The organism is Puia dinghuensis (genome assembly GCF_014642875.1).
Classification (GTDB): domain Bacteria; phylum Bacteroidota; class Bacteroidia; order Chitinophagales; family Chitinophagaceae; genus Puia; species Puia dinghuensis.
In genome coordinates this window covers 95,204-111,382 of the sequence record NZ_BMJC01000003.1, presented here as the reverse complement: position 1 = coordinate 111,382, position 16,179 = coordinate 95,204, and the positions used below count along the sequence as shown (strand labels likewise).

Genomic DNA, 16,179 nt, shown 5'->3' with positions numbered 1-16,179 from the left:
CACTTTAGTGCTTCTGCAGCAATTCCAGCAACTGACGATCCAGCTTATGACCGTGCCAGTCTTCATACGCTACATCCGATCTTCCCGAGTCGAGGATGCCAAAATCACCGATGAAATTCCATAAGGCGAAGCCGATACCGTTTGACGAAAGGATGTCGAGGACATCGGTGAACCAGGCGAGGAAGACATCGTGCGGAGTCTTATTCCAACAGCCGCATTCGCCACAGTGGACGCCTACCCCTTGTCCTGCCAGCTTTATCCATGGCTTATAATACGTTTCCAGCATATCCCGGCTTAGGTATTGGTTCCCCACCTGTCCCGGCCATTTGGGTTCCGGATTATGGTCGGGGTCCTTATTGGCCCAGGGCGCTTTATAATGGGAGATGGCGTGCGGATTATAGCCGCGGCAACTCTGGGCAATGTTAAGGTCTATCAGTTCGGGAACGACGTTGCTGCCACCCCAGTTGCCATCGGCGATGATGAGTCTCTCAGGGGTTTCTTTGCGGATGGCTTCCGTTGCAGCCCCGGCAACTTTCCGATAGATGTCCCCCGGAACGGCTGTACCCGGGGAGTGCTGGTCGTTCATATCCATCCGCATCGCCGGCTCGTTGAGCAGGTCAAAGCTGAGCTTGTCTTTTGATATATTCCGGAATCGGCGGGCCCAGAAGTTCCAGTGAAAACAAAACGCATCGAGGGCCGCCTGGTCCTTCCATAGGTTATACGGCTCGTGAAATCCCGCATTGATACAATAGCCCGGCGCCCGGTGCAGGTTTAAGTTGGCATGCATCCCATACTTGTTGATCAGCATGACAAGCCGGTCTACCTCCTCGACCTTTTGTTCATCCATCTGAAATACTTCATCAGGCGTGATATCCCTGCTACGGTCAAATTGCAGGTAGTGGGGATAGGCCATGGGGATACGGACAAAGTCGAAACCCCAGTCCCGCATCCAACGGATATGCTCTTCCGTAGTGGGATGTGGGGAGGGGGCGGGATTGGGAGAAAAAAAGTCAAGCACGTTGAATCCCCTCCATTTAGGCAAAGGGTTGGTTTTCCGGGGGCTGGAAGGGAGGACCGCCTGGTCCAGTAAAGTGAGCCCGCCTGCGAGCAGGCCGGCATTTTTGATAAAGTTTCTGCGACGCATACGGGAAGTTAGGATTTATTTTACGGTTTATTCCGGCCAACGAACCGGTTGTTTCCCGTAAGGAACCCAATCGCCCGTTGGATATTTTTGCTTACGCTCTCCGGCGTCTTCAAAGCGGAAATATACCGCACGATCTCTTTTTGCCGCGATGCGGGCAAACTGTCAAAAACTTTTTTGGCTTCCTTGTTGTCTCTGAGCGCTTTTGCAAAAGCAGGATGAGGCCCGATCGTCCTGTCCTCCGGGTCATGCCGGATAGTGACCTCGATAACCTCTCCTATCCGCTTTGGCGAATCCTTCAACATCGTCGTATTAATATAGAGTCTCCAGTCGCCGCTGTATTTTACCAGGGTCTGCTTATAGGATTTTCGATTGACGGAGCCGCAAACCGGAATATGTCCTTTTTCTTTACCCGACTGGCGGAATATTTCCTTTAGTATTTTCTCAGGCACGAACACGAAGGGGTTGATCCCGATGAGTTCGATCTCTGCCTTGAATTTATGCGCTTTCATATAATGCAAAATACATCCCCCGTTAGTATTTTATTAATGTTTTATTAGACTCGTACTCATAGATTTACAAGCTATATGAGTAAAAAAAAGCTGATCTTACTGGTTTCATCCATCGTATTTTGCATAATTAATGCCCGGGCGCAGCAAACATTACCCTACCTGGATTCTAACCTATCTATCGAGGCGCGCATTACCGATCTGCTGCCGCGGTTGACCCTGGAAGAAAAGATAGTACAGCTTAGCGATAGTTGGGGTTCCAAGGGCATCCCCCGGCTTAAAGTGCCGGCTATGCTAAAGACAGAAGGGTTGCATGGCCAATCCTATTCAACGGGCGCGACGATATTTCCACAGGCTATTGCCATGGCTTCCACCTTCGATACGGCGCTGGTCCATAATATCGGTAAAACGACTGCTATTGAATCGAAGGCGGCAGGTTTACGGGTTACCTGGTCGCCCGTTTTGGATGTGGCGCGCGATGTGAGATGGGGTCGGGTGGAGGAAACGTATGGCGAAGACCCGTATCTCGTGAGCCGGATGGGCGTTGCCTGGATCAATGGTTTCCAGAATGAAGGGATGATTGCCGTGCCTAAGCATTTTGCCGGGCATGGGGAGCCGCTGGGCGGGCGCGACAGCCACGATGTGGGCTTGTCCGACCGTACGATGCGCAACGTGCACCTGGTGCCATTCCGTGCGGCGATCAAAGAAGCGCATGCCGGCGGGGTCATGGCCGCCTACAGTACCTGGGACGCGGTTCCCGACAATGGATCCAACGAGCTGCTGCAAAAAATACTGCGGGAAGAATGGGGCTTCGATGGCATCGTCGTTTCCGACTGCAGCGCCCCGGAAAATTTCCTCCGAAAACAATCCGTAGTCTATAATCTCGATGAGGCCGCGAAAATGGCGATATTGGCTGGCGTCGATATAGAGTGTGGTTCTGTGAATGCATTTACGCTGGCCGGCGCCATCAAAAGAGGTGTGCTAAAGGAAAGGGATCTCGATGTAAACCTGCGCCGGGTGTTCAGGGCCAAATACCGCCTTGGCTTATTCGATCGGCCGGGACCCGATAAAATGAATTGGGAAAAGCTGCCGGTATACGATATTCCCCCGCACCGGGAATTAGCCAGGGAAGCGGCTATTAAAGGCTCGGTATTGTTGAAAAACGACCGCAACCTGCTTCCGTTATCAAAGGACATCAAAACGATTGCCGTTATCGGTCCGAATGCCGATATGGCGCAGACGGGCGATTACTCGGCAAAGGCGGGCCCCGGTCAGCTGGTAACGGTGTTGCAGGGCATCAAATCGCATGTGAGTGCCGGTACGACGATATTATATGAAAAAGGCTGTAATGTGGAGTCGATGGATTCGTCGGGTTTTGAAAGAGCGACGGCCGCGGCTTCCAAAGCAGATGCTGTCGTTGTGGTAGTGGGAGATTATTCTAACAACAATCCCGCCATCGAGCATAAAGAAAAAAACACCACCGGCGAGAATGTGGATGGAGCCACGCTGGAGATCCCGGGCGTCCAGCGGCAGTTGATCAGGCGTATTGCCGCCACCGGAAAGCCGGTGGTGCTGGTGCTGGTAAACGGTAAGCCATTTGTCCTCACCTGGGAGGCGGAACACCTTGCTGCCATTCTCGAAACCTGGTATCCCGGTGAAGAAGGCGGCAACGCCACCGCCGATATCCTGTTCGGCGATGCCAACCCTTCGGGGAGGCTGCCGGTTACCTTTCCGCGCCATGTGGGGCAGTTGCCGCTACGGTATGATTATTTGCCCTCGGGTCGCAACTATGACTACTACGACATGCCTTTTACGCCGCTCTACCGGTTCGGATACGGGCTAAGCTATACGACCTTCCATTACTCCAATCTTACAACCGCTGTAAACGGCGACGGCACTGTTGCCGTGTCGGTAGACATAGAGAACACAGGCAACCGCGCGGGGGATGAAGTGGCCCAGTTGTATCTTACGGATATGATCAGCTCTGTTATTACGCCTGTCATCACTCTGAAGGGCTTTCAGCGGGTGCACCTCGATACAGGGGAAAAGAAAACCATCGGCTTCCGCCTGTCGCCCTACCAACTTTCGCTGCTCGATGCGTCGATGGAAAGGGTCGTGGAGCTGGGCAGGTACCGGGTCCATGTGGGTGGCGTAAGTCCTGAATCGCCGCCCGGTAATACGGAGCATAAAGGGAAAATAGGGTACAACGATCCGAAAGAGGGCGTTTCGGGGGAATTCGAAATAAACACCCGCTACAAGGCTTCCTTCATGCCGGGCATCCAGGCGCCATCGGGCGTTAAAGGCGGCGTGGCCTTCCCTGTGACGGTTACCGTGACCAACGAGGGAAATATCACAGATGTGGCCGATATCAAAATATATGGCGAGACCTTACTCGATGACTATCGCAGTGAAATAGACCCCGGCCAATCTTTCACCCATACGTTCGAGGTGACGTTGTACCGCAGCGGCCGGCAAACTATCACGGTGATCGTAGGGAAAAAGCTGCTTACATGGCCGGTGAATGTAGCGCAAAGCCCCGCCATGCTTACGCTTGACAACGCGCGGCTCTCGATAGGCGATGATGGGGTGCTGCATTATGAAGCAACCGCGGTGAATGGGGGAAGTGTACCTTATAGTGACAGCTTGCGCATAATGGTGAATGACAATGCTGTGGTTTCGCAGCTGTTAGTGTTGAAGGCCGGAGAGCGACGGGATGTGCAATATAGTTATGCCTTCCCCGCTGCTGGTGCTTACCGGGTACGTATCGGCAATGGCAGCGAGCAAAGGCTCATGGCGCCGGGTGGCGTGGGGCTTGCCCTGCAAAACCCGCTGCTGTACCTGGATTTCGACCAGGCGGGCGCCAAAGACGATGTGTCGGGCGCGTCGCTGAAGGTGCAGGGAGCCGCTCAATACCCGAATGGTAAGAATGGGTGGGCATTTTACAGCTCGGATAAGCAAACTTTCATCCCGGCCGGAGGCCTCGACCTGTACCGTAAATCTTTCACGCTGGCAAGCTGGGTAAAGGTGGATAGCTACGAAAACGGCCAGGCCATGTTCTTCGGTGGTCAGGCGCCGATGGGCGCCGATGTGGATAATACAGGCACTGTTCTCGCTGCAGGCGTGCAGAACGAAGCGTTGCTGTTGTCCTTCCAGGACAGGGATCTCAAAGGCAACGCAAGAGTGCCTACCGGACAATGGGTGCATCTTGCTTACACATACGATGCGGAAAACAACAAAGGAACCCTGTACATAAATGGCCGGCTGGATAAGAGTGCAGCCCAGAAGGCCTATGCGGGGCCGCTCGATATCATCGGCGGTGCGCCGCGATTCGGTCACGGCAGGTTTGCCATGGATGAAGTGCTCGTTGCGCGCAATTGTCTTTCTCCTTCAACTATAAAAGAGCTCTGCGAAAAAGGGATCGGTGGGTTACGCAATGGAGAAGTTGTTACGGAATGGCGCGATATAAAAACGGCCATCTCCACTCTCCGTTACAATGCCAGCGTTCCCAAAAAGAGCAGCGCGGTGCTCACCATTGAAACCGAGGGAGAGGACCACCGGCCGCTGGCATCCAGGATCATTCCATTAAAAGACGGCGAGCAGTCCCTTGCGCTGGAAGGGTTGAAAGGCGCCAGGGTTAGGATAAAAATTACTCTCTCGGCCGCTGATTGGACTGCAACGCCGGCCGTGCAAACGGTGGTGCTCACCGGCACTGACGGCGATTTGGCCCGCTGGTCGGTTACGAACGAATGGAAAAAAGCAACGATCTCCGGTGGACTCACCATAGGTAAACAATCATTATGATAAAAAGACAATGGATGCTGCTGGTGCTGGTGCTGGCGGCGCCGCTGGTGAATTACGGTCAGCATACGGAATATGCGGGCGTATTTGCTCCCTCACGGATGTTCGTGCAGGAAGGGGAGAAGCCATACCGGGACGATATCTGTCTCGATGGGCTCTGGCAGTTCGAGCCGTTGTCGCTGCCCACCGGGTTTAAAGAGGGCGTGGATCCCGCACCCGAGCTTGCCGGCATCGACCAGGCCGGATGGGATAGGACGCCCATTCGCATCCCATCTCCGTGGAATGTAAATAGCTTTGCCGACAGAAATGGACAGGGGGGCGATTTCCGATGTTATCCCAGTTATCCTGCAGCATGGGAAAAATGCAAGCTGGGATGGCTGCGGAAAAAATTCTTTGTCCCCCGCGGCTGGGAAGGCCGGCGTATTCAACTTCATTTCGAGGCCGTGGCCGGGGATGTGCAGGTGGTGGTGAACGGAAAACCCGTGGGCACTCATTTCGGCATCTTTCTTCCTTTCGATATCGATATAACGGATGCTGTGCGACCCGGTGGCGACAACGAGCTATGCGTGGGCGTTCGAAAGGCTTCTCTTTTCGATCATCGGGGTAATTACGGCCGCCGCAACTACCAGGCGGGCTCCTTCTGGGGACAACATATTGCGGGTATCTGGCAGGATGTGTTTGTCGTGGCCCTGCCCGATGTGCATGTTGCCAACGTGTTCGTGCAACCGCGGGTGGATGTGGATACGTTGCAGGCCGAGGTTTCGCTGGTGAATCACCGGGATAGGGAGACAACTGTCACTGTCGATGCAGTGGCTGCAGGGTTGACGTTGCCCGCCCGGGTGGTTCGCGTCCCCGCTCGTGGCGAGGCCAAAGTGGTGTTGTCCGCGGTGGTAAAAGGGAGGTTGAAGTATTGGTCGACCGAGGCGCCCAATCTATATAACCTCATAGCAACCGTGCACGAAAAGGGTAGGGCGGTAGATGCAAGATCCACCCGATTTGGCTGGAGACAGGTGAGCCTGCAGGGCAACCAGGTATTGCTCAACGGCAAGCCCATCGTCATGCGGGGCGACTCCTGGCATTTTCTCGGCATTCCGCAGATGAGCCGCCGTTATGCGGAGGCCTGGTACCGGGCCATGCGGGACGCGGGATTGAATGCCGTTCGCTTACATGCGCAGCCTTATCCTTCATTTTACCTGGATGTAGCCGACGAGATGGGCATCCTGGTCCTGGACGAAAGCGCGATGTGGGCGAGTGATGGGGGACCAAAGCTCGATGACCCTTTATACTGGCAGGACAGCAAGCAACATCTAACCGAACTGATCCTGCGCGACCGGAATCATCCTTCTATATTCGGCTGGAGTGTCTCCAACGAGATCATGCCCGTTGTACGCAATGTCTTCCACGACCCGCCCGGGATGGCTGATACCCTCTTGAAGTATGATGAGGAATGGGCAACGATCTGCCGGCGGCTCGATCCCACACGCACATGGATATCCGCCGATGGAGAAGAGGATGGCCAAGGAAGGTTCCCGGTGTATCTTGTTCACTATGGTGGCATGGATGCGATGAACAGGGCGCAAAAGAGCGGCAAACCCTGGGGCGTTGGAGAAGCCGGGAATGCGTATTACGGGACGCCGGAGCAGGTGGCCCAAACGAATGGGATGCGGGCCTATGAATCCTTCGAAGGGCGGATGGAGGGAGTAGCAGCATCGTCATGCCGATCGTTGATGGCGCAAAAAGAGCGGAATGCCGTCTACCAAAGCGTATTCAATATGGTTTGGTATGGCCTGCGGCCCTTACCGTTGGGGATGAAGGATACGACGCGGCCACCTCGATTGGAAGACGGGGTTTATTTCACCCATTTCAAAGAGGGCGAACCAGGCGTACAGCCCGAGCGATTGGGACCCTATTGCACCACTCTCAATCCGGGATACGATCCCGCCTTACCAATGTATCGCACCTGGCCTTTATTCGACGCAATTCGGGATGCCGCCACCGGGGCCAATTCGGCGAGGTGGATGGCCGATACGCCGGTGGTGAAGCGGCAGCCTGTCGCACACTCCGGGCAGTCCGGGGAAGTGGTGTTTATAGATGGAGTGCGTGGGCTTGGGGAGATCGACAAAGTGACGGCCCATGGCGGAATGGCTGTGGTGTGGGGCGTACGGCCGGAAATGCTTACCCAATTGAACAAGCTGCTGCCGGCAAGATTGGAGCTATATCCACGGAAGGCTTCCTCGCTATTGCCGGTGGGACAGGATAGTATTACGGCAGGGATCACAGCGGCTGACATGTATTTTTCGGAAATGCGGCCCCCGGAGATCGTGGACTATACGCTCGGCGGCCCATTGGTGGATAGCAGTCTGGTTCTGCTGCAAGCCTGTGGCACGGATTGGTTGAAATGGAACAAGCAGCCGGAATATGCCAAGACGGCCATGGTGCTGCGATCGCAGCTGGAGACAAAGCCACCGGGCGCGGTGTTGGTGGTGCTATCGCTGGGCAGGGGCAGACTGGTGATGAGTACGCTACCAGTGGCGCCGCGGGTGGATAAGGCGGCAAAGGCTGTACGGATGCTGCTTGGCAACCTGGGCGTTCACTTGAATGAATGCAGCGTCATGGGCAAGCCCTTATTGCCCAACGGGGAGTTGTCGCTTAATGGTGCAAGTGAGTTCTGGGTGTTGAGCCCACGATCGTTGGATGATCTGCTTAGCGAGCCGAATATTCCCGTGGTGAACCTGGAGGAAGAAAGCAGTGGGGAGGTGTGGTTGAACGAGGCGTTGGTGGCAAAAGGAAAAGGAGTTACCAGGGCGCTGCGATTGCATCAGGGATGGAATCATTTTGTTGTCAAAGGGAGTTTTAAGGGCAGGTTCACGTGTAATCAACCCGATTTTTTGAAAGAGCTGGATTCAGCATATGACCGGCCATAGGACTATTGTTGTAAGACGCTGTGGAAGTCGCGTTCGAAGTCCTGGCCGTAGAGGTGTTTGTACTCTTTCTGGAAAGCGGCATAAGTGTTGCGGGCCAGGGAATGTTTGCCCAGTTGCGCCAGGGCCCTGCATTTGATGATCATCGCGTCTTCGTTGACAGCATCGAAGTAGAAGATATAGTCCGCCAGGCGGATCATGAATTCGGGATCGGCGGGATTGTGCCGGGCGAAATGCAGGTAGGTGTCGATGACATGGTTGGACACATCGGACTTAAAAGGGTCGAGCCACGGGTATTCGACGTCGCTCAGCAGGCTACCGCGATGGGTGATGGTGGCAAGGGCTTCGATGGCGCCCTTGTCCACGGCCTCCCTGTTTTGGACGATCGCCAGATACTCGAGATAGTCGATGCGAACCATTTGCACATCGATATCGATCTTCCAGTATCCGGTTTCCTTGCCGAGATTGCATCCACCCGTTTTGTCGAGAAGGGCCTTTAGTTTAGCGATATTCACCGAACGGTTGTTCCTCGCGCTTTTCTCATCCTTATCGAACCATAAAATTTCGTTGAGTTTTTCGGAGCTGACGCCGCGGTTGTTCTTCAATGAATAGAGCAGTATAAGCAGGAACAGCTGTTTCACCAGGGGAGAAAATTGGCGGGTGAGATCGTTGCCCTCCCGGTCGAAGACCTGCATTTCGCCGAAGAGGAAGATGGCAGCCCCGGTGACTGGGGCGGTAGTGACGAGAACGGGGGTGAATGGCGCGGGCGCCGGGCGGGGGACGGGGGCCTCCAGTTGTAGCCTGGCGGGGCGCCTGCGATAGCGATAGAAAGCCGCACCGGTCACAAGGACAATGAGGGCGGTCCAGATATACCAGTTGTGGTTGTGTGGAGAGGCAACGGGCGCTGTTTCCGCGATATAAGGTTCGGGTGGCCCGTCGAGGGAATAGAGGTGGACCCAGGTGTGCAGGGGACGCGTCGTGGTGCTGTCGGTAAATAGCACCACCGCCAGAAACCGGTTGGCCGAGGGACTATAATAGAGATCGGCGAATGATTCGATATCATGAAAAGGATAGGGTATCTGGTCGCCGACTGCCTGGTCGCCCGGTGCATCGAGGGATGCCTTTATCATCTGGAGACTGGTGTAGTATTTTCCGTTATTGAAGGTAAGCCCATAAAAGCACCTGTTCTTCTGATCGATGACCAGTGAGTTGGCAAAGGCGAAGCCATCCGCGGAAGGGGAGAGTTCGTGCAGCCGTTTGAAGGTCCTTGTGCGGACGTCGAAGCGCATCAGGTCGTAGAGATTGTGGGGACTGAGTATTTGTTGCCCGCTGGCGCTGCCATAGCCCCCGATGAGGTAGAGGGTGTCTGCCCGGTCGGTTGCGCCGGCTGCCGCAAGATAGCGCGGAACAACGGAGTCCCCGCCCGGAATTACGCTTTCCCAGCTGTGGGTAGGGATATGATACCGAAAAACGGAATTCCGGTATCGCATGTGGCCATATCCATTCAATACATAGATAGAGCTGTCGAGCACCGAACAGAACTTATTGACATGCCAGAAATTGATATCCCCGGGTTTATATTTCGCATCCCATCGCAGGCTGGTCAGATCGAAAGCGGCAGCGATCTGCTGATCGGGAAAGATGTTGTATAGTTTTCGGTTGAAAGCATCGAAGACCGACTGGTTACCGACATGGAGATCCTGCCGGCCGGATGCATAGGGCAGGGCCTGGCGGGTACCCGAACTAAGGTTGTAGAGGGTCAGAGAGTCCCGCCCGACAAGATAGAGGACACCGTCCCGCGAGTCGAAGGCGCAGCTGGCCGCTCCGTCGATGACCAGGCTGTCGAGGGGTTTCCATTCGTAATGGGTGCTGCGGAGCCAGAGTGGATTGACCACTAAACCATTCTTTCCCGCGAGGGTTTCCACCGCCGTCGCGCCTTTTTCCTCGTTGAGGGGCCAATAATAAAGCAGGTCGCGTCCTTTTGTGATGCGGATATCTCTGATTTTCATAGGTGCCACATCGGTGGTCTTGAAGGGCGGAACCGGGCAGGCCCCGAAGCAGATGCGGAAGCTATCTTTTGAGGACAGGTGCAGGCCGTTTTGCACAAAAACTTCCTTACCCATTCGTAGGGTCAGCCGGTCCTGACCGGCATCGATGGTAAGATGCAAAGTATTCCAGGTATTGAAAAGATGACCGCTGTCCAGGGTGAAAGTGGCGAAAGGCGGGTTATCGCCGGCGACCATCCGGAAATGCCCCACAGCAAGATTGACCTTATCATAAAGGAGGTCGATGTTCTGGGTGTTGTTTTTTATCAGCCGGAGGATATAGCCGAAGAAATTAGTGTGGCCGGGCAGGAAGGAAAAGTCGAAACTGAGATCGACGCTACCGCCATGAAATGCAAAGGCTGCTTCCGGGGTGAGGTCGAGGCTGGTCCGCCTGTCCTGTACAGTCTCGTTGTTGTAAAACCCCAGGCCAAAAGAGGGAACAGCCTGGCCGGAAGAAGTTAATGCTACTGACCCAAGCGTAATTATACACAAAAAACGCAATGCGTATATCCTTGTTTTCCTGTTGGGCATAGCAGTCGATTTCGAAAATGGCCACATTCCGCACACAACTTAGTAAATTTTTAGTTACCCGTCCACCCATTAATATTTCATTAATCAATTATTATCACCCCCGGGGTAGTTTCACGGCTCATTCATCATTAAAAACTAACGGCTGTGAAACGATTGCTAGTCTGCTTAACAACATGCATTTTCATCGTCGCCTTCGCTTACGGTCAAAAAATCCCCATCCGGGGTACCGTGGTCAATGAAAAGGGGGAGCCCCTCGAAGGCGTTACCATTTTATTAAAGGGGAGAACCGCTTCCGCGCTGAGCAGGCCGGACGGACGATTTACGATCAACGTCGAAGATGCTCAAAAAGGCGTGTTGACGGTATCGATCGTGGGTTATGCCACGCAGGATGTCCCGATCAACGGGCAGACAGACCTGCGGATCACCCTCGGTACTTCGACCAAAGACTTAAAGGATGTCATTGTGATTTCCGCGCTCGGACTTACCAAAAGGCAAAAATCCATTGGTTATTCTTCTCAGTCGATTGACCCCGACCGGATCACGGAGGCCCGGGACGTCAATATCACCGACGCGCTCGCCGGGAAAGTATCCGGCTTGCAGGTGACTACCACCGGTCAGCCCGGTTCTTCCACCCGGGTGCAGATCAGGGGGGAGAATTCCATTACAGGGAACAACCAGCCCTTGTGGGTGGTGGATGGAGTTCCTATTCAGAACGATATGGGTGATACCCGGGGCGATAACCTGGACTATGGCAATGGAGCGGCTGACCTCAACCCCGATGATATTGCGTCGATCGAAGTGCTGAAGGGGCCAAATGCCGCGGCCTTATATGGATCGCGGGCCGCCAATGGCGCCATCCTGGTGACGACCAAGAAGGGGAAGACCGGGGACAAGACCCTGGGCATTTCGCTCAACCAGAACACGATGTGGAGCACGATCAGCGAGTTCCCGGCTTATCAGAACGAATATGGAGAAGGGAGCAACGGTGTCTTCGTCACCAACAACAACAATATTGTCCCCGGGACCGGGGCCGCGCGGATGGGTTCGGTCGGCACCACCTGGGGCATGCCGATGCTGGGACAGCCCTATGATAACTTTGCGGGTCAGCTGATCCCGGGCGGCTACAGTCCACAGCCGGGGAACATTACCTCTTTTTATAAGCCGAGCATTACCAACTCGTCGAACCTGTCCATCAGCAAGGGGGACGCCAACGGCAGTTTCCGGCTGTCCTATCAGAATGTCTATGCCGATGATGTGTTGAAGAACCAGAATATCATCAAGCGGAACACTGTAAGTCTCAGCGGTACGCGGAAGATCGACTGGCTGACCCTGGATACCTGGGTACTGTATACGAACCAGGACACCAAGGATCGTACAGTGCGCAATCTCGATCCGGCCAGTCCGATGGCCGCCTATGTGTATATGCCGCGCAGCTTCAATATCTCGGCGCTGAATCCCTATGTGAATCCACTCACCGGCAACTCCATCGCGCTGGGCAGTGCCAACAGCTTCGAGAACCCGTTCTGGTCGCTGTATGAGGACAAGAACGAGGACACGCACAACCGCGTCATCGGCGGCATTACGGCCACGAGCAGGCTGAACAAAATGCTTAGCCTCCGGTTGCAGGGCGCCACCGATATGGATTTCCTCAGCTCCTGGCAATATCGCGAACTCGGTGGCTTGCAGACGCCGCAGGGTTCCTACAGTAACCTGGAACAGCACTCGATCAATAATGATTACCAGGGTTTGCTGATGTTCAACAAACAGCTGAGCGGCGATTTCAACCTGACGGCCAATGCCGGGGCGGAACTGGCCACCAATAACACACTGGTGCGGTCCGCCAGGGTGGCGGCGCTGCTGGTGCACAATATGCCTTCCATTTTGAACAGCAATGCGGTTCCGACGGTATCGGAAGCCGAATCTAAGACCAATACGCAAAGCCTGTTCGGCAACGTGACCATCGGCTTCCGCGACTGGTTGTTCGTGGATGTCACCGGACGGAATGACTGGTCTTCCACGCTGCCGGTGAACAATTGTTCTTTCTTCTATCCATCGGTGAGCGGCAGTTTTATTTTCAGCGATTTTCTGAATAACACAGACCTGATCAGCTATGGTAAGCTGCGGGCTTCCTGGGCGCAGGTGGGCAACTCGGCCCCGGCGCAGGCGCTGATCACGCCTTATACCTATGGGGGCATCTTCCTTGGTAATCCGTATATCAACTATACGAGCAATAACCAGCTGAACAATCCGAATCTCAAACCCGAGCAGACCGTTTCGCGGGAAGCGGGCATCGATGTGACGATGTTTCACGATCGCATCAGTTTCAACGGAACAGTGTATAGTACGCGGGCGACCAACCAGATCATTACGGCGCAGACGGCGCCGGAGACGGGTTTCAGCACCCGCTTTATCAATGCCGGGGTGATCACCAACAAGGGGATCGAGCTCTCGCTGAACGCCAAGGTCATCCGGGGGAAGAAATTCAACTGGAATCTCATTGCCAACTGGTCGATGAACCGGAATATGGTGGTATCCCTGGCGCCGGGGGTGAACAATTTCGTGCTGGCGCAGAACCTGGGTGTCTATGTCAATGCGAAGGTGGGGTCGCCCTATGGTTATTTGAATGGCAATGCCCCGTATAAGGTCGGGGATACGACGCTGGTACAGGCCAATGGCCGGGCCGTTGTGCAGCCCAATACCCCGCTGGGTAATTTCCACCCGGACTGGATCGGGTCGCTGGGATCCACCTTTACCTATGCCGGGTTCGACTTCTCGATCCTTTTCAATGTCAAGTGGCATGGCAAGATCTATTCGGCGTCCTATGGCCGCGCCAACTTCCTGGGGGTGACGCAGTACAGCCTGTTGGGCAGGGACGCCTGGTTGCTGAGTTCGGTGATCCTGGGCGAGAATGGCAACGAGCAGCAAGGCATCGGTCAGACGGTGGGTTCGGGGGTTACGCGCTATGCCGATTCGGGCCGGGTGAAGGGGGTGCAGTATCCGAATGCCTATACTATCAAGGTGGATGCGAGCGGCAAACCGGTGCTGGACAAGAACGGCCGGTATGAGCCGGGGGCGAAGAGCACGGTATGGATGAACCCTACGACGTACGAGTCGGATATGACCGTGAACAATACGCCGGCTATCACCTACGACGCGAGCAGTATCAAGATAGCCGAGATCGTGTTCGGCTATACCGTGCCCCAGACCTATCTGACCCGGCTGCCGATCCGCGGGGCCCGGATAGCCCTTGTGGGGCGCAATTTCTGGACGCTGTTCAAGCATACGCCGCAGGGCATCGACCCGGAGGCCGCCAATAGTTCGGGCAATGCACAGGGCATCGACGCGGGCAACTCTTTTCCTTATGCGCAATATGGCTTTGACCTGAAAGTAAATTTCTAAAACTTTTATTATGAAGCGACTCCTTTATATATATGTCCTGACAGGTTTGCTGGTGACCGGCTGTACGAAAAATTTCTCCAGCATCAACCAGGACCCGAACAAATTTTATGTCGTCTCGCCGGAGGCGGTGATCGAGGCGGCGGTGAAGAACCTCAATGTGCAGATCTCGACCTACAATTATTCCCAATATTGGGACATCGCCAACCAGATATGGGAGGGTTCCCGGTATGATGTGACCGATAAGGGACTGTGGAAGACGGCTTATAATAATGTGCTGGAGAACCTGGACCAGACGATCCAGACCTATGGCGGCAATTCTTTGTATACGAACCGGGTGCAGATTGCGCGTATCCTGAAGTGGTACACGTACTCGATCCTGGTAGGGCAGTACGGGCCGGTCCCGGTGAAGCAGGCGAACAACCTGAATGATCTCAATACGGTTGCCTTCGACAGCGAGGATTCGACCTACTCCTATATCCTTGACAGCCTCAAGGACGCGACGAGCAAGATCGTGCCATCGGGGGACAAGCTGTCTTATGATATAGTTTATAACGGCAATAACACGAGCTGGGTTCATTTTGCCAATACGCTTCGGCTGAAGGTAGCCTTGCGGTGTATGAAGAACCTCGGCGCCAAGGCGGTCAGCCATATTACGGACTGTATGGCCAATGAATCGAACCTCATCGGCTCGGAGGCGGAGACCGCGAAGATGGCCTATGAGAACGTGACGAATAACCAGAACCCGTATTATCTCTTCTTCATCTTATCGAACAGCTATTACCCCTATTCCCCGACCGGGCACCAGATACCGCCCAGGATGGCGGAGTTCATGCAGGTGTTTTTGCGGAGCTATAAGGACCCCCGTATGGCGGTATATTACGATTCGGTGACATCCTTGACGGCGAGGTTCCAGATCACCGATACCCTCACCAGCACGGCGGATGATTCCATGCGGGTGGTGCGCTACGGTATCCCTTACCTGGGCAAGCCGCTGGCGGCCAATTTCACGACCCTGCTGCCCAATTGGAGCACTTCGCTGACGGGTCTTACCAATCCCCTATCGGCGATCAACGATACGGCTTATTCACTGATCAACGATGCGATCCTTAACAATCCTGCGCGGTCGCTGATCATGCTGTCTTATGCCGAGACCTTGTTCCTGAAGGCGGAGGCTGCACAGCTGGGCTATGGGGGCGCGTCGGCGCCGATGGTGTATTACAATGCGGCGATCGCGGCAAATTTTGCGTACTGGGGGCTATCGGCGGCGCAGCTGGCGGCCTATATGACGCAGCCGGGCGTGCAATGGGGTACCGTCAATACGAATGCCTACTGGGACCTGTTCGATCTAAGCAATGCAAATATCACCGATGTGCTGCACCAGATCTGGGCGCAGGAGTGGATGAACTATTTTCCCGATCAGGGGTTCGACAGCTGGTGTCTGCAACGGCGGACGCGGTTCTTTACCTTCCCACCCGAATTGAACCCAGGCGGCAATGCCAGTTACACGAGTCATACGGCGTGGATGGATGTGCCGGGCCGGGGATCGTATAACCTCAACGAGGCTACGCTCAACACCAACGGGTATAACCAGGCGGTGACCTTTCTCCAGGCCAACCCGATGAATGCCGGATTGCTGGCCAATACGGAGTACAACCCGGATATCCAGCTCAATTTTGCGATCCCCAATAAGATCCCCGACTGGAATGCCCTGGCGCCGGGTGGTTTTGACCTGCGTTATCTCAGCAAGTGGTATGGGACGACGATCCAGCAGCTGAAGGCCGCGGCTGCGGCCGGACATTTTCCTTATACTCTCGTTTCTACTTATCATCCTTAAT

The 16,179-nt window shown here is 54.8% G+C and carries 7 protein-coding genes; 4 read left to right on the top strand and 3 right to left on the bottom strand.

Annotated elements, in window-relative coordinates:
- Nucleotides 1–4 precede the first annotated feature (4 nt).
- Together IEY39_RS13735 and IEY39_RS13730 are read right to left on the bottom strand one after the other, a co-directional pair.
- Entirely contained in the window at nucleotides 5–1,144 is a 1,140-nt protein-coding gene (locus IEY39_RS13735) for a glycoside hydrolase family 5 protein (protein ID WP_188932469.1), read from the bottom strand.
- A gap of 20 nt (nucleotides 1,145–1,164) precedes the next feature.
- Nucleotides 1,165–1,653, bottom strand: coding sequence for a YdeI/OmpD-associated family protein (locus tag IEY39_RS13730; protein ID WP_188932467.1), 489 nt, complete (start codon nucleotides 1,651–1,653; stop codon nucleotides 1,165–1,167).
- A gap of 75 nt (nucleotides 1,654–1,728) precedes the next feature.
- On the opposite strand from IEY39_RS13730, the gene IEY39_RS13725 reads away from it, so the two are divergent.
- Both IEY39_RS13725 and IEY39_RS13720 read left to right on the top strand, forming a co-directional pair.
- The gene (locus IEY39_RS13725) at nucleotides 1,729–5,451 is read left to right on the top strand and encodes a glycoside hydrolase family 3 N-terminal domain-containing protein (protein WP_188932465.1); all 3,723 of its coding nucleotides are present in this window, start codon (nucleotides 1,729–1,731) and stop codon (nucleotides 5,449–5,451) included.
- Nucleotides 5,448–8,372: a glycoside hydrolase family 2 protein gene (locus tag IEY39_RS13720; protein ID WP_188932463.1), complete on the top strand. Its 2,925-nt coding sequence runs from the start codon at nucleotides 5,448–5,450 to the stop codon at nucleotides 8,370–8,372. The genes IEY39_RS13725 and IEY39_RS13720 overlap by 4 nt, the downstream gene beginning before the upstream one ends.
- 2 nt (nucleotides 8,373–8,374) lie before the next feature.
- Here IEY39_RS13720 and IEY39_RS13715 read toward each other — a convergent pair whose 3' ends face one another.
- The gene (locus IEY39_RS13715; protein ID WP_188932461.1) at nucleotides 8,375–10,945 is read right to left on the bottom strand and encodes a tRNA wybutosine-synthesizing protein 4 beta-propeller domain-containing protein; all 2,571 of its coding nucleotides are present in this window, start codon (nucleotides 10,943–10,945) and stop codon (nucleotides 8,375–8,377) included.
- Between the two features lie 144 nt (nucleotides 10,946–11,089).
- Between IEY39_RS13715 and IEY39_RS13710 the strand changes: the two genes are divergently transcribed.
- Together IEY39_RS13710 and IEY39_RS13705 are read left to right on the top strand one after the other, a co-directional pair.
- Nucleotides 11,090–14,344 carry a SusC/RagA family TonB-linked outer membrane protein gene (locus IEY39_RS13710; protein WP_188932459.1) on the top strand — a complete coding sequence of 1,085 codons (3,255 nt, stop codon included), beginning with the start codon at nucleotides 11,090–11,092 and terminating at the stop codon, nucleotides 14,342–14,344.
- Nucleotides 14,345–14,354: 10 nt separating this feature from the next.
- Nucleotides 14,355–16,178 carry a SusD/RagB family nutrient-binding outer membrane lipoprotein gene (locus tag IEY39_RS13705; protein ID WP_188932457.1) on the top strand — a complete coding sequence of 608 codons (1,824 nt, stop codon included), beginning with the start codon at nucleotides 14,355–14,357 and terminating at the stop codon, nucleotides 16,176–16,178.
- The last annotated feature ends 1 nt before the right edge of the window (nucleotide 16,179 follow it).

Bases quoted from the DNA above. Each gene is read 5' to 3' on its own strand.
- IEY39_RS13730 (WP_188932467.1), bottom strand. From the start codon at position 1,653: ATGAAAGCGCATAAATTCAAGGCAGAGATCGAACTCATCGGGATCAAC.
- IEY39_RS13715 (WP_188932461.1), bottom strand. From the start codon at position 10,945: ATGCCCAACAGGAAAACAAGGATATACGCATTGCGTTTTTTGTGTATA.
- IEY39_RS13705 (WP_188932457.1), top strand. From the start codon at position 14,355: ATGAAGCGACTCCTTTATATATATGTCCTGACAGGTTTGCTGGTGACC.
- IEY39_RS13735 (WP_188932469.1), bottom strand. From the start codon at position 1,144: ATGCGTCGCAGAAACTTTATCAAAAATGCCGGCCTGCTCGCAGGCGGG.
- IEY39_RS13725 (WP_188932465.1), top strand. From the start codon at position 1,729: ATGAGTAAAAAAAAGCTGATCTTACTGGTTTCATCCATCGTATTTTGC.
- IEY39_RS13720 (WP_188932463.1), top strand. From the start codon at position 5,448: ATGATAAAAAGACAATGGATGCTGCTGGTGCTGGTGCTGGCGGCGCCG.